At 61.8% G+C, this 14,259-nt stretch carries 15 protein-coding genes; 2 read left to right on the top strand and 13 right to left on the bottom strand.

Annotated features, from left to right (window positions below):
- Positions 1-34 precede the first annotated feature (34 nt).
- From AC07UR_RS05490 to AC07UR_RS05440, 11 genes are all read right to left on the bottom strand, one after another.
- A complete protein-coding gene (locus AC07UR_RS05490; RefSeq protein WP_209787031.1) occupies positions 35-1,441 on the bottom strand; it encodes a sensor histidine kinase in 1,407 nt (468 codons plus the stop codon).
- Positions 1,438-2,139, bottom strand: a complete 702-nt coding sequence (locus tag AC07UR_RS05485; protein WP_173419379.1) for a response regulator transcription factor — start codon at positions 2,137-2,139, stop codon at positions 1,438-1,440. The genes AC07UR_RS05490 and AC07UR_RS05485 overlap by 4 nt, the downstream gene beginning before the upstream one ends.
- Before the next feature lie 134 nt (positions 2,140-2,273).
- Complete coding sequence (locus tag AC07UR_RS05480; RefSeq protein ID WP_173419378.1) at positions 2,274-3,833, bottom strand: Do family serine endopeptidase; 1,560 nt, start codon at positions 3,831-3,833, stop codon at positions 2,274-2,276.
- A gap of 218 nt (positions 3,834-4,051) precedes the next feature.
- Positions 4,052-4,507 (bottom strand): cytochrome c-type biogenesis protein, encoded by a 456-nt coding sequence (locus AC07UR_RS05475; protein WP_173419377.1) that lies wholly within the window; start codon positions 4,505-4,507, stop codon positions 4,052-4,054.
- Positions 4,504-6,492 (bottom strand): heme lyase CcmF/NrfE family subunit, encoded by a 1,989-nt coding sequence (locus tag AC07UR_RS05470; protein ID WP_209787035.1) that lies wholly within the window; start codon positions 6,490-6,492, stop codon positions 4,504-4,506. The genes AC07UR_RS05475 and AC07UR_RS05470 overlap by 4 nt, the downstream gene beginning before the upstream one ends.
- The gene (gene ccmE / locus AC07UR_RS05465; RefSeq protein WP_173419375.1) at positions 6,489-6,941 is read right to left on the bottom strand and encodes a cytochrome c maturation protein CcmE; all 453 of its coding nucleotides are present in this window, start codon (positions 6,939-6,941) and stop codon (positions 6,489-6,491) included. The genes AC07UR_RS05470 and ccmE overlap by 4 nt, the downstream gene beginning before the upstream one ends.
- A complete protein-coding gene (gene ccmI / locus AC07UR_RS05460; protein WP_209787037.1) occupies positions 6,938-8,086 on the bottom strand; it encodes a c-type cytochrome biogenesis protein CcmI in 1,149 nt (382 codons plus the stop codon). Before ccmI ends, ccmE begins: the two co-directional genes overlap by 4 nt.
- 91 nt (positions 8,087-8,177) lie before the next feature.
- Complete coding sequence (locus tag AC07UR_RS05455; protein ID WP_173419373.1) at positions 8,178-8,621, bottom strand: RT0821/Lpp0805 family surface protein; 444 nt, start codon at positions 8,619-8,621, stop codon at positions 8,178-8,180.
- A 174-nt stretch (positions 8,622-8,795) separates the two neighbouring features.
- A complete protein-coding gene (locus AC07UR_RS05450) occupies positions 8,796-10,181 on the bottom strand; it encodes an ATP-binding protein (RefSeq protein ID WP_173419372.1) in 1,386 nt (461 codons plus the stop codon).
- The gene (gene feuP / locus AC07UR_RS05445; protein ID WP_077504027.1) at positions 10,171-10,842 is read right to left on the bottom strand and encodes a two-component system response regulator FeuP; all 672 of its coding nucleotides are present in this window, start codon (positions 10,840-10,842) and stop codon (positions 10,171-10,173) included. Before feuP ends, AC07UR_RS05450 begins: the two co-directional genes overlap by 11 nt.
- A 42-nt stretch (positions 10,843-10,884) precedes the next feature.
- Positions 10,885-11,139 (bottom strand): hypothetical protein, encoded by a 255-nt coding sequence (locus AC07UR_RS05440; protein ID WP_173419371.1) that lies wholly within the window; start codon positions 11,137-11,139, stop codon positions 10,885-10,887.
- 1,151 nt (positions 11,140-12,290) lie between these two features.
- Between AC07UR_RS05440 and AC07UR_RS05435 the strand changes: the two genes are divergently transcribed.
- Positions 12,291-12,431 carry a hypothetical protein gene (locus tag AC07UR_RS05435; RefSeq protein WP_171986894.1) on the top strand — a complete coding sequence of 47 codons (141 nt, stop codon included), beginning with the start codon at positions 12,291-12,293 and terminating at the stop codon, positions 12,429-12,431.
- A 323-nt stretch (positions 12,432-12,754) separates the two neighbouring features.
- Positions 12,755-13,090, top strand: a complete 336-nt coding sequence (locus tag AC07UR_RS05430) for an MmcQ/YjbR family DNA-binding protein (protein WP_077504029.1) — start codon at positions 12,755-12,757, stop codon at positions 13,088-13,090.
- Positions 13,091-13,134: 44 nt separating this feature from the next.
- Here AC07UR_RS05430 and AC07UR_RS05425 read toward each other — a convergent pair whose 3' ends face one another.
- Both AC07UR_RS05425 and AC07UR_RS05420 read right to left on the bottom strand, forming a co-directional pair.
- Positions 13,135-13,644: a GNAT family N-acetyltransferase gene (locus tag AC07UR_RS05425; protein ID WP_209787039.1), complete on the bottom strand. Its 510-nt coding sequence runs from the start codon at positions 13,642-13,644 to the stop codon at positions 13,135-13,137.
- A gap of 108 nt (positions 13,645-13,752) precedes the next feature.
- A complete protein-coding gene (locus AC07UR_RS05420) occupies positions 13,753-14,220 on the bottom strand; it encodes a YcgN family cysteine cluster protein (RefSeq protein ID WP_173420978.1) in 468 nt (155 codons plus the stop codon).
- Positions 14,221-14,259: the final 39 nt, after the last annotated feature.

The raw sequence follows: 14,259 nt of genomic DNA, 5'->3' as shown, positions 1-14,259 counted from the left end.
GCCGTTTTCCCCCTGTTCTCCGCAAACCGGTCTATCAGGTCGCGGGCGCCGGGAAAACCATGTGTACCGTCAGACCCTTGCCGTTATCGGCGCCGTCGGGATCGGTTGCGGCAAGATTCAATGCGCCATGGTGCATCTCCATCACGGCTTCCACAAGCGACAGTCCGAGGCCGGTGCCCGGCTTGGAGCGGCTCTCGTCCAGCCGGACAAAACGCTTGACGACTTCCTCGCGCTTTTCCTCGGGAACACCCGGGCCGTGGTCGGCAACCGAAAGAATGACCTTGCCGTCGCGCCTGCCGAGCGAGACCTTGATCAGCGGATCGGCGCCAGCTTCAGCGTACTTGATCGCGTTGTCCAGGAGGTTGCCGAGCGCCTGGCCGACAAGCTCGCGGTTGCCGGAAATGACCGTGCCCGGCGCGACATCCGCTTCGAGCCTCAGGCCGACATCTTCCGCGACCGGCTCATAGAGCTCGACGCAATCCGACACGATCTGCGAAAGGTCGACTTCGCTCATCTCGGCAGCGGCAGAGCCCGCTTCGACACGCGAGATCATCAGGAGCGCATTGAAGGTGCGGATCAACTGATCAGACTCGCCAATGATTTCTTCAAGCGCACCACGCTGACTTGTGCCCTTGCGCGCCAGTGCCGCCTCCGCCTTGTTGCGCAGCCGCGTCAGCGGCGTCTTCAAGTCGTGGGCAATGTTGTCCGAAACCTGGCGCAGGCCTTCGTTCAGCTTCTCTATGCGTCCGAGCATCGCGTTCAACGATTCGGAAAGCCGGTCGAATTCGTCGCCTGAGCCGCTCGTCGGCAGACGCTGCGACAGGTCGCCTGCCATGATCTTGGTGCTCGCCTCCGACATGCGGTCGATGCGCTTCAGCGCATTGCGGCCGATGGCAAACCAGATAATGAGCGCACCAAGGCCCATGATGCCGAGCGCCACCATCAACGCCTGGCGCACGAGGGCACGGAACTTCTGCGGTTCCTGGAGGTCACGGCCGACGAGGATGCGCAGGCCGTTGTCGAGCATCAGCACATGGGCAAGCGCCACGTGGCTGTCCTTGCGGGTCTCGTCGGTATAGCGCTGATAGGCGAACGGCTTCTCCGTCCAGCCTTCGCGATCGAGAAGGCCTGGCTCAAGGCTCGCCACGTTGCCGGCAAGGATTTCGCCGCTCGGCCCGGCGATCACATAGAGATTGGCACCCGGTTGGCGCGCGCGTCGCTCAAGCGAACGCAAGAGACCATTGATCCCGCCTCGGGTATAGACCTGTTCGATCTGGGTTACTTCTGCAGTCACAGCGTCGCGTGTCTGCTGCTGCAACAGACGCTCGGACATGCCGGTGACGTAAAAGACGAGAAACGCGGCGCAGAGCGAAAAAAGAATCAGATAGAGCGCGGACAAACGGACGGCGGTCGTCCGGAACAGGACGCCGAGCTTGCTCATGCGCTGGCGGTCCGATCATCCTTGATCATGTATCCGGCGCCGCGCACGGTTCGAAGCAGCGGCAGATCGAAATCCTTCTCGATCTTCGAGCGCAGCCGCGAAACGTGCACGTCGATGACATTGGTCTGCGGATCGAAGTGATAGTCCCAGACGTTTTCGAGCAGCATGGTTCTGGTCACGACCTGGCCGGCGTTCTTCATCAGATATTCGAGCAGCCGGAACTCGCGCGGCTGCAGCGGGATTTCCTTGCCCTGACGGCGAACCGAGTGCGAAAGGCGGTCGAGCTCGAGATCGCCGACCCGGTAGACCATGTCCTGCTCGGGCGCGCCCTTGCGGCGTCCAAGCACTTCGACGCGGGCAAGAAGCTCGCTGAAGGCGTAAGGTTTCGGCAGGTAGTCGTCGCCGCCGGCGCGCAGGCCCGTCACCCGATCGTCAACCTGACCGAGCGCCGACAGGATGAGCACCGGCGTGTGGATGTCCTTGCGACGCAACTCCGTGATCACCGACAGGCCATCGCGGCGCGGCAACATACGGTCGACCACAAGAACGTCGTAGCTGTTTTCGCTAGCCATGAAGAGACCGCTTTCGCCGTCGCTCGCATGGTCGCAGACAATGCCCGCTTCCCGGAACGCCTTTCCAAGATAGGCAGCTGCCTCGATATCGTCTTCAATGATAAGAATCTTCATACGCGTGACCATAGTCCCGGACCTCTGTCTGTCTCAACCGGTTTCGGAATCCGACGACCGGATTGGCGATCACTTCGCCTCAAACGGCGAGCGCCGCGAAATCGCTCGGATATCGCGGCGCCCCGGTCATTCATTCGCTGCCGCGATCAGCCCTGATCGATGGGAAGCGCCACGAAGCGGCTGCCGCTCTCGGCCTCGATCTGGAAGAGCGCCTTGCTGCGGCCGTCCTTCTTGGCGGTGCTGATCACCTTGAGGATATCGTCCGCCGACTTCACTTCCTGATTGTTGACGGAAACGATCTTCTCGCCCTGCTTCAGGCCACGATCGCTGGCATCCGAGTCCTCGTCTACCGAGGCGATCGTCACGCTCTGACCGTCATCCGACGGAACCACGGTCATGCCGAGGTCGGCCAAGGCCTGCTCGCTCGACGGCTGGGCTTCCTCGGACTGCGTACCGGAATCCTTGGCCGCTTCCTTGTCGTCCTTCGGCAGCGTTCCGATCTCGAGCTTGACGGTCTCGGACTTGCCGTTGCGCCACAGCGCGACATCGACCGTGGTGCCCGGGCGAATGCCGGCGACCTTGCGGGCAAGATCACGCGGATCCTTGATGGTGTCGCCATTGAGCGCGGTGACGACGTCACCCTTCTTGATGCCGGCCTTTTCGCCGGGCGAACCGGCCTGCGGTTCGACGACGAGGGCGCCGTTTGCTTCGGAAAGGCCGAGCGATTCGGCGATATCCTTGCTCACCGGCTGGATCTGAACGCCGAGCCAACCACGCGACACCGAACCGTCCTTCATCAGGTCGGCAACGACGTCCTTGGCGACCGATGCCGGGATGGCGAAGGCGATACCGACATTGCCGCCCGACGGCGAGAAGATCGCGGTGTTGATGCCGACGACTTCACCCGAAAGGTTGAAGGTCGGGCCGCCGGAGTTGCCGCGGTTCACGGCAGCGTCCACCTGCAGGTAGTCGTCATAGGGGCCGGAGCCGATATCGCGGCCACGGGCCGAAATGATGCCGGAGGTCACAGTACCGCCGAGACCGAAGGGGTTGCCGACGGCAACGACCCAGTCGCCGACGCGAACCTTGTTGTCGTCTGCCCAGCTGACATAGGTGAACTTGCGCTTGTCATCGACCTTGAGTACCGCGAGGTCGGTGCGGCTGTCCTTGCCGATCAGCTTGGCGTCAAGCTCGGTACCGTCGTTGAGGATGACCGTAAACGCCGAGCCATCGGAAACGACGTGGTTGTTGGTGACGAGGTAGCCGTCTTCAGAGATGAAGAAGCCGGAACCCTGAGACGTCGGGCGCAGGCGACCTTCGCCGTGCGGGCCACGACGGCCGGGGCCGCGTTCGGCGCGGTCATCGCCGCGCGGGCCACCGAATTCCTTGAAGAAACGCTTCAGCGGGTGATCGTCGGGCAGCTCATCCAGACCGCGACCGCCGAAATCGAAGGTGAAACCGTTACCTTCGTCGGAAACAGGGTTGGCACGCGACTGAACGCGGACCGAGACGACGGCCGGGGAAACGGCGTCGACGACATTGGCAAAGCTCGGCACCTGGGGCGCATCGACCTTGACGGCTTCGGCGAAGGATTGGCTGATCGTCGCCGGCAGGCCGGAGGTCAGCATGACAGCGGCAAGACCCGCAACGGTCGAGGCCTTCAACACAGTCTTGAGGGAGGGACGCTGGAATTTGTTCGTAAACATCCGTTTTGCCTTTTCTCTTCCTTGAAGCCGCAGACAAGCAGCTTCGACATCGTGATTTCGAAAATCGCCGCGGGGGTGGCGATCTCGCTACTGGCTGACTGGAGGAACAGCCGATGACGAAAGATGTAACGGATGGGACCTTACTGAGTTCTGTCCGGAGGATGAATTTTTGGTAATGTCGGCAAAGGCCACCGAAAGCGGCAGGTTGCCCGTCGGTTCTAGGGCTGAAGCAGCTTCTTCAGCTTTTCCTTCTCGTCGTCGGAAAGCGGCGTGCCGCGCGATTGGCGGCTACGCTTGAGCGCGGCCACCAGCAGCGTCATCGCGCCGATGAACAGAAGCAGGATCGGCATGCCCCACAGGATCATCGTCTTGGTTTCAAGCCGGGGTTTGAGCAGCACGAACTCGCCGTAGCGCGAAACGACGTAATCGATCACGGCGTCGTCGCTATCGCCATTTGCCAACCGCTCGCGCACCAGAACCCTGAGGTCCTTGGCAAGCTCGGCGTTGGAATCGTCGATCGACTGGTTCTGGCAGACCATGCAGCGAAGTTCGGCCGAGATCGCCCGCGCGCGCGCTTCAAGCGCCGGATCGGACAGGACCTCATCCGGATTGACCGCGAAAGCCGGGGCGATCGACGCCAGAAACAGAAAGAACGCGAGCAACAATCGGTTCATTCGGCCGCCCCCACCGGGACCGTCTTCAGCCGCTTGGCGCGTGTCGGCGCACCGACGCGCAGGCGGCGATCGCTGAGCGAGACGAAACCACCCGCCATCATGAACAGCGTTCCCCCCCAGATGCAGAGGATCATCGGCTTCCACCAGATGCGCACGACGATGCCGCCTTCGCTGATCTGGTCTCCGAGCGAAACATAGAGCTGGCTGAGGCCAAAGGTGCGGATACCGGCTTCTGTGGTCGGCATGCGCCTCGCCTGATAGAGCCGCTTCGACGACCAGATGTCGGCGACCACGACGCCACCGCGCGTGATGGTGAAATGACCGGATTCCTCGGAGTAGTTCGGACCGCTGCCATTGCGCATGCCATCGAAGCGCAGGGTGTAGCCGCCGGCGTCCACCGTCATGCCCGGCTTCATCTCGACGACAGTTTCGGTCTCGAACGCGGTGACGGCGACGATGCCGATCAGCGTGACGCCAAGACCGATGTGCGCAAGTGCCGTGCCGAAGGCCGAGCGCGGAAGGCCGGAGAAACGTCGCCAGGCGACGTTGCCCGTCACCTTGCCGAGCCCCGATCGCAAGGCCAGATCCGTCAGCGAGCCGACGATCAGGTAAACACCGAGAGCAATGCCAAACAGAGCGAGGATAGGCCCGCCGTTCATGGCATAGTAATAGATGCAGCCGACGACGAGACCGATGGCAACGGCCGCAAACAGCCGCTGGGCGACGCCCATCAGATCACCGCGCTTCCACGCCAGCAGCGGCCCGAAGGGTACTGCAAACAGAAGCGGCAGCATCAAAAGCCCGAAGGTCATGTTGAAGAAGGGCGGCCCGACCGAAATCTTGTCGCCGGTCAGCGCCTCGAGCACCAGCGGATAAAGCGTGCCGGTCAAGACGGTCGCAGTCGCCGTCGTCAGGATGAGATTGTTGAAGACAAGGGCGCCTTCCTTCGAGATTGGCGCGAAGATGCCACCGGCTTTCAGCCGGGAAGCACGGAAGGCAAACAACGAAAACGCACCGCCGATGAAGAAGACCAGGATCGCGAGAATGAAGATGCCGCGCGTCGGGTCGGTGGCAAAAGCGTGGACCGAGGTCAGCACGCCGGAGCGCACGAGGAAGGTGCCGAGCAGCGACAGCGAGAAGGTCATGATCGCGAGCAGCACGGTCCAGATCTTCAGCGCCTCGCGCTTCTCCATGACGAGAGCGGAGTGCAGCAGCGCGGTGCCGGCAAGCCACGGCATGAAGGAGGCGTTTTCGACCGGATCCCAGAACCACCAGCCACCCCAGCCAAGCTCGTAATAGGCCCAATAGGAGCCCATCGAGATGCCGGCCGTAAGGAACGTCCAGGCAGCAAGGGTCCACGGGCGCACCCAGCGCGCCCAGGCGGCATCGATGCGCCCCTCGATCAGGGCGGCGATGGCGAAGGAGAAGCAGACGGAAAAGCCGACATAGCCGAGGTAAAGCAGGGGCGGATGGATGGCGAGGCCGACGTCCTGCAGGATCGGGTTCAGGTCCTTGCCCTCGCCCGGCGCCGGGATCAGGCGGGCAAAGGGGTTCGACGTCAGGAGAATGAATAGCGTGAAGGCCACGGCAATCCAGGCCTGGACTGCGAGCACGTTCGCCTTCAGTGTTTCCGGCAAATTGCGGCCAAAGGTGGCGACCAGCGCCGAGAAGAACACCAGGATCAACAGCCAGAGCAGCATCGATCCTTCATGGTTCCCCCACACACCGGAGATCTTGTAGATCAGCGGCTTCAGCGAGTGGGAATTCTCCCAGACGTTACGGACCGAAAAATCCGACGTGACATAGGCGAAGGTCAGCACCGCAAAGGAGAAGGCAACGAGCAAAAAGCAGGCAACCGCCGCGCTCGAGGCAAGTTCCATGAGGGCGCGATCGTTGAGCCTGGCACCCAGTATCGGCAACGCAGCCTGCACGAAGGCCGTCGCGAGCGCCAGAACCAGCGCATAATGTCCAAGTTCGATGATCAACGAACGGTTTCCTTCCCGCTGAGTTCGACACCCTGCGCCTTCAAGCGGTCGGCGACGTCCTTCGGCATATAGGTCTCATCATGCTTGGCAAGCACGGAATCCGCAACGAAGACGGAGTTGCCGGCGACGAAAGTGCCTTCGGTCACCACGCCCTGCCCTTCGCGGAAGAGGTCCGGCAGGATGCCGGTATAGGTCACGGGCACCTGGCCGAGCGTATCGGTGACGGTAAACGTCACCGTCTTTCCGTCGCCACGCTTGACCGAGCCGGCCTCGACCAGGCCGCCGAGGCGAATGCGGGTTCCGGGCGGGACATCGGCCTTGGCGAGGTCGCTCGGTACGTAGAAATAGGCGATCGCCTGGCTGAAGGCGAACATCACCAGAAGGACGGCAAGCGTCAGAAAGCCGACGCCACCGCCGATGATCGCCAATCGCTTCTGTTTGCGCGTCATTGCGTTTCTCCGTCCGTCTTGATCCCGAGTTCACGGGCGAGCGCCAGCAGCTGCTTTCCCTGTTCGCCGTCCGCGGGGAAGGTTTTCTGGCTTTCCTTTAGGGCGGCAGCCGCCTGGTCTCTTTGATCAAGCACAACATGGGAACGGATCAGCCGCGCCCAGCCTTCGGCGTTGGCGGGATCCTCCTTGAGGCGGCTTGCCAGGCTTTCGACCATGCCGCGGATCATCTCCTGGCGGTCGCCGGCGCTCATATCCTCAGCGGCAGCGATATCGTCGGCACTCGGATTTCCGGGCGCTGCGGCGGTAGCATTTCCGGCGGCGCCACCCGAAAGCTCCGCGACATGCTGCCTGACCAACGGCACCCACGGCGCATCCGCCGGAGAACCGGCGATCAGCCGGTTGAAGGCAGCAAGTGCCTCGTCCTTCTTGCCTTCCTGCTTCAGGCCGAGGGCAAGATAGTATTCGGAACGCGGGTCGTTCGGGTCGATGGCGAGAGATCTGCGCAGTGCCGACTGCGCTTCGGTGGTCACCAGTCCGTCCGAAAGCGCGATCAGGGCTTCAGCATAACCACCCAGCCGCGCCGGCGTCGGCCCGAGCAGGCGGACAGCGTTATCGTAGGCGGCGACCGCCTCCTCGACGCGACCGTTGCGCATGTAGATCGGCGCCAGAACCTCCCAGCCCGCCCCATCATTCGGATTTTGCGCCAGATGGTTTTCCGCGCGCGCGATCAGAATGTTGATGTCGGAACCGGGATCGGCGAGGCGTGCGGCCAAAGGCTGTGCCGGAACACCCGGGCTGCCGGTGAACAAGTAAAGACAGAGCCCGATCGCGGGAAGACAGAGAAGCACGAAGGCTTGCGCCAGGAAACTGAGACCGCGGCGCGGCGTTGCGACCGGCGCGGCGGCGCGGTCGATCTCGCCGGCCGCAAGCAGCCGACGGGCAACCTCGGCACGCGCGAGCTCGGCATCGTCGCCGTTGATCAGGCCGCTCTCCTGATCGCGCGTCAGCTCATCGAGCTGGTCGCGATAGACTTCGATATCATGACTGTGGGGAGACGATGCGGGCGCTGCCGCCCGCAACAGCGGGAGGATGAGCACGACGGCTACAGCCGCCGTCAGCGTGGCGACGAGGATCCAGAACAACATGCATGCTCAATACTATGGCACCCATGCCATTCCAACTCGAAAACCTGCGATGACAGAGATTTGAGGCGTTTCGCCGCAACCGGAAATCCGGTCAGCTGAGCGGCGTCCAGCTCCCGTCGGAATTCCGGCAGGCGGCACCACGCGCAGTTGTCGGCTGTCCCTTGACGGTTACGGTGTGGCTGTACTGACGGCAGTTCTGCGAACCGACCTGAAAAGGAGCGGCAGCGACGACGGAGCCGTTGACGCTGCGCCCCTGCCAATTGACCGGCTGGCCGCCCGGAGCGGCTTCCAGCGCGCGGTACTCGGCTTCCAGCGCGCGCTGGCGATCCGACGTTCCGATATCGAGATTGCTGAGCCGGCCGATGATGCCCCCCTGAAGGGCGGCGATGTAGGTTGTCGAAGACACGCTGCGGGTTGCGGTCGTGCCCAGCCCAGCCGCCGCGGTCTGCCCGCCCGACGTGGTGCTGCAACCGGCAAGAGCAACCGCCGACGCGATCACCGCGATCCTGCCGCTGACAACAAACGTTCGTGTCATTTCTGCCTGGTTCCTCATGATCCGCGACATGTACTCTCTACTGCGGGGGCTCCGACTGTACCGACCATCAAGGTCGAGTGAAGACTTCCCCTTTGATTTTCTTTTGGCATTCCCTGTTGACAGAGGCAACGGCTGGGGCCGTCGACGCGATACTTTCGCGCGCCAGTGTGACACCTAAACCGCAGCCGGCAGCACCAGCTCTGCACGCAGCCCGCCCTCATCCCGACGCGACAGCGTCAACGTGCCCTGATATTCCCGCACGATTTCACTGACGATCGACAGCCCGAGGCCTGTTCCCGGCTTGCTTTCGTCCAGCCGCTTGCCGCGCTTCAACGCCAACGCGATCTGATCGGGATCAAGACCAGCTCCGTCGTCGTCAACGTCGAGGACGATCCATTGCCGCCCGCTCTCCTTCGCATGCTGTTCGTTTAGAGCTGGACGAACATTGAGCCACACCTCGCCCCTGGCGTGGCGGGCAGCATTTTCGAGCAGATTGCCGACGGTTTCTTCGACATCCTGCAGTTCCATGGCAAGCACCAGGCCTGGTGGATTGATCGACAGATGAACCTCTTTTTCCGGATTGAGCTTGCGCATCACGCGCACCAACCGCTCCAGCGCCGGCTGCGCTTCGGTGCGGGCGAGAACGGATTCGCGTTGCGCGGCGATCCGCGCGCGGCTCAGATAGGATTGAACCTGCATCTGCATCGCATCGACCTGAGTGCGAACCAACTCGCCATGCGACGCCTCGAGCACGCGGGCCTCGTTGAGGAGAACGGCAATCGGCGTCTTCAGGGAGTGTGCGAGGTTGCCGACCTGCATGCGTGCGCGCTCGACGATGCGCCGATTGCTGTCGATCAGCGCATTCACCTCGTTTGCAAGCGGCTGGATTTCGCGCGGAAAGGCACCGTCGAGCCTTTCGCTTTCGCCGGCCCGGATTTTCTCGAGAGAGCGGCGAACCTGGTCGAGCGGCCGGAGGCCGAAGAGAATGGTCAATGCGTTCATGCCGAGCCCGCCCAAACCGAAGATGGAGAGCGCGATCGTCAGATTGCGGGTGAAGCGGTTGATGTCCGCCTCCAGCACATCGCGGTTGCCGGCAACGCGGAAACGGGCGGTGTGGCCCTGAATGTCGAGAACGACCTCGGTCTCGGCCACTTCGACCTCGTTCCCGAAGGGATCCTTGGTGGTGTAGAAGCGGACATAGCCAGTATCGAAGGGCACTTCGTCGACGCTGGCGATCGGCAGCTTCGCATTGCCGAGCGAGGTCGAGATCAGCGGTGGCGTGTCGAACTCGCCGATCGGATCGACGATCCAGTACCATCCGGTCTGCGGCTGGGAAAAGCGCAGATCGCCGAGCTGGGGGCTGCCGGCAAGCACTGTCTTCTCATTGACCGAAATCGAGTTGACGACGTTGAAAAGCTGGGCGCGCAGGAGGTCCTTGAAGCCGCGCTCCGACCCCTGTCGGTAGAGGGCGGAAATGACCACCCCGATCACGACAAGGGCGACGACGGCCCAGACGGTCGAAACCGCCAATACACGGGCCGTAAGAGATCTAATTGCCATTGCCGGGCGCTTGCATGCGGTATCCCAGGCCCCGCACCGTCTCGATCAGGTCGTTGCCGATCTTCTTGCGCAGGCGGCCGACAAAAACTTCGATCGTGTTGGAATCGCGATCGAAGTCCTGATCGTACATGTGCTCGACCAGTTCCGTCCGCGATACGACCTGGCCCATATGATGCATGAGATAGGACAGCAACCGGAATTCGTGCGACGTCAGCTTCAGTGCCGTCCCGTCGACGGTTGCCTTCGAGCCCTTGGTGTCGAGGCGCACGGGACCGCAGACGATCTCCGAGCTTGCGTGGCCTGCCGCCCGGCGGATCAGGGCGCGGATGCGGGCAAGCACTTCCTCGACGTGGAACGGCTTGGCAACATAATCGTCGGCACCGGCGTCGATGCCGGCTACCTTGTCGCTCCAGCGATCACGTGCCGTCAGGATCAGCACCGGCATGGTCTTGCCGCCGCCGCGCCATTTTTCGAGAACGGTGATGCCGTCCATCTCGGGCAGGCCGATATCGAGGATAACGGCGTCATAGGGCTCGGCTTCGCCGAGATAGTGTCCCTCTTCGCCGTCATAGGCCTGATCGACGACGTAGCCAGCCTCCTTCAGCACTTCGGCGAGCTGCCGGTTCAGGTTGACGTCGTCCTCGACTATCAGAATGCGCATTCGTACCCACTTCCCCTCTTTCGCAGCGTCGTCACACGCGAATTACATCGGCACCCTTACCGTCACCTTCTTCGGTCGCCCGCCATTGCCTGGCACGAGCACCGTAATCACGCACTGGCCATCAGAGGTCGGTTGCGCCGAAAGCAGTTCGCCGCCGGTTTCCGAAACGACTTGCTGAGCGGCGGCGCTGCAATCGCCGGCCACACGAACGACAAGGTCCGTGGGCATGCGGACCTCAGGCGGAGCAAAGCCCGCAAGGCCTGCTGCAAGCGCGGCTATGATCACTGGTGAAGACATGAACGCACTTTCGACTTGGGAAGCATCATGGCAAAAGCAATAACGGATAGAGGCTGAATGGCAAATGAATGTCGGCCACCCAGCCGGGCGAACAGCTATCCGTGAATGCCGGTATCCACGGCGAACCGACCGCAGATTGCAACGATTCCCTTAAAGGCGAAACCCGGGAGGGATCAATCCATCGCCTGATACCAGCCCTGCGAAACCCTGCCCTGCGCCGTACGGAGGCGACAACCAGACGAACGGGTCGATGTTCGCACCTCTCCCTATCGATGGTTTTCACCGCCTTTCGACAAAAGGCAATCGATCCGGTCCCGGTTCGGTGAGCCACTCCCCGGCACACAAAAAGGCAGGCGGACGCGGTGGGAGGGATACCGCGTCCGCCCGTCGCGCGGCGGCGGCAAAGCGCGCCTGCGCGATGGCATTGCACAAGTATCTCGGGCGATACTGGAAAAGGTCCAGCTTCGGCGGCAATATTAGATCTCGCCTACCCGTCGCGGGCGCAGCACCCCACCAAGAGAATAGCAAAGACGCAGCCTCTGGCGATCAGTCATTTGTTAAGCCCTTTTTGCTATCATCCGACAATCGGTCAAGGATCAGGTGGGCGCAGGCTCCTTCGCCGGGCTTGCGGCAGAACTTGAAGTGAGTTCGAATATCCGAGTCCTTTGAATCCCTTGGCCGCACCCCTTCCCAAGTTGAGTCCGGACCCTGCAGGATTGAGTGAGCGCGGTCAGGCGAAGAATCCACTCCCTCCTCTAAGCCTCTGCTTTGTTTGACGCCGTCGCGCAGGCTGCAGGCGTTTCGGATCGACAGCCTTGTCCCACCTCACATTGCCTGTCGCGATTTTCGGAATGCGCTGTGAGGTATTCGCTCCCAGCGTGGTGAACTCGAGCACCACCGCCGTGATCGCAAGACAGCGTTGGCTCGACAAGATCGGTTGGCCGAAGCATCACCCCTTCGACTCACACGGCGCGAAATGGCCCGCCGCTGCCAACCGCCTGAACGCAACTGTGGATCAGTCAAAAATTAATCGATTTAAAGATTTTTAAATCGTTTAAATGACTTAACCTACTGATTTACAAAGCGTTTACGATGTGAAATTGTCCGCCCATCAACTTGTCATGAAATTGCAACAGGCCCGGGAGGATCGGATGCAGACGCTCGTAAACAACCAGCAGGCATCGCAGCAGTCCAAGGTACCGCAGTCGCTGCTGGACCGTTTCGAAAGCGAATGGCGCGAAATGCGCACTGCCAGCCAGACGACACCCAAGCCCGTTCAGCCGGCTGAATAAACGCGCTGGTGGGCGAGCACCGCTCGTCGATAATGCAGCACATCAAGCTTCAAGCCGCCCGCGGTCAACGCCGCGAGCGGCTTTTGTTTATCATTCGCCGCGGACACAAAGTGCATCTTGCTCGCTGGGGCTTTCTCGCGCTCTGTGCGTGATCAGGTTGCATGCAAGTCACGCTCCGAGACAGAAATTGACGGCCACCCGGAGGCAAAATAGCGTCGCGATCTTGTCGCCAGAGAACAATGCAAAACCGCGTCGTTCCGCCTGCCGGTGTGGCAATTTTCCGCCTTTTGGCCAATCGGAAAAACCGTGTTACTCTTTTTTCCATGCTGACCGACGAGATTGAAAAACTGGCGCTAAGCCTGCCGGGAACGGAAGAAAATGCCCATTTCGGCACGCGGGACTTCCGCGTGGGCAAGCGCATCTTCATGTCCCTGCCAGAGGCGGGTCGGGCGGTCTTCAAGTTCACGCCTGACCAGCAGCGCATGCTTTTGGAAATGGAGCCTGGCGTCTGTGCCGCAGTACCCGGCGGTTGGGGCGACAAAGGCTGGACTTCGCTCTACTTTGTCGAGGCCGACGAGGATCTCATCCGCCAGTCGATGGAAACCGCCTGGCGCAACGTTGCGCCTAAAAGCCTGGTGAAGAAAAACGGCCGTCATTGACGCAACTGGCGTAGAGGCTTCCGGCGCATCGGGCAGAGACCACCTTAGAGAATATGGTCGAACAGCGTGACGGGCTTGCCGTGATACTCCGTCTGCGCAAACAGTTGCATTCCCAGCTTCTCGACGATCCGAATGGACGCCACATTGGCCGGACTGACGATAGCGGTGACACGGCGCCCGGCGTGATGTTCCCGCCCCCAATCGAATGCCGCCTGTGCCGCCTCGCTGGCATAGCCGCGCCCCTGCGCTGCGGGCGCGATCGTCCAGCCGGTTTCCATCGTGCCGGTCAGTGAAGGCGAAATCTCGCGGCGCAATTCCTGGAAGCCCATCTGCCCGACAAAACGACCGGAGCTTTTTTCTTCGATCACGAAATAGCCGAAGCCAAAGAACTGCCAACCGCCCTCCTGGCGCAGGAACCGCGTCCACATCTGCTCGCCGGAAAAGGGACCTGGCGCGACATGCCGAAGGATCTCGGGGTCCAACCACATCTGCTGATAGGGTTCGAAATCCTCCAGCCGTGGTCGGCGGAGAATGAGACGGTCGGTGCTGATCATCGGGGCGCCTGAGAACGATGGAATTCCATCAACCTCTAGCTGCTCTCAGTGGCGCCCGCAATGGCGCGAGCTTGCGATACCGATTCCACCGGAACGACTAACCGTCTGTTAACCTGAGCTTTTCTCTCCGACTTCCAGCGGCCAGGTCACCAGATAATCTTCGTAATCCTCAATGTCGATGCCGTCTTCGGCGACGGTGCGGCCACGCACGGAAATGCCGGCGGCGTGCACCGTCTCGGCATCGCCCGAGAGCAGCGGATGCCACCAATAGAGGTCACGACCTTCCGCCACCAGCCGATAGCCGCAGGTCGGCGGCAACCAGGTAATCTCGCGCACCGCATCCGGTGTCAGCTGGATGCAATCCGGCACCGTCGCCTGACGGTTGGGATAATCCTTACACCGACAGCTCTCGCCGTCGAGCAGCGTACAACGGATCGAGGTCCAGGCGATCTCGGCCGTCTCCCAGTCTTCGAGCTTGTTGAGACAACAGAGCCCGCAGCCGTCGCAGAGGCTTTCCCACTCCGCGTCATTCATGTCGTCAAGGCTCTTCGCCTTCCAGAAAGGCATTTCGCCCATCATCATCACACTTTCGTCAAATCGGTCGCGCTACTGCGC

It is taken from the genome of Ensifer sp. GW821-FHT05G01 (assembly GCF_059419585.1).
Note: the sequence above shows the minus strand (reverse complement) of the source record. Positions and strands in the feature narration are given on the sequence as shown.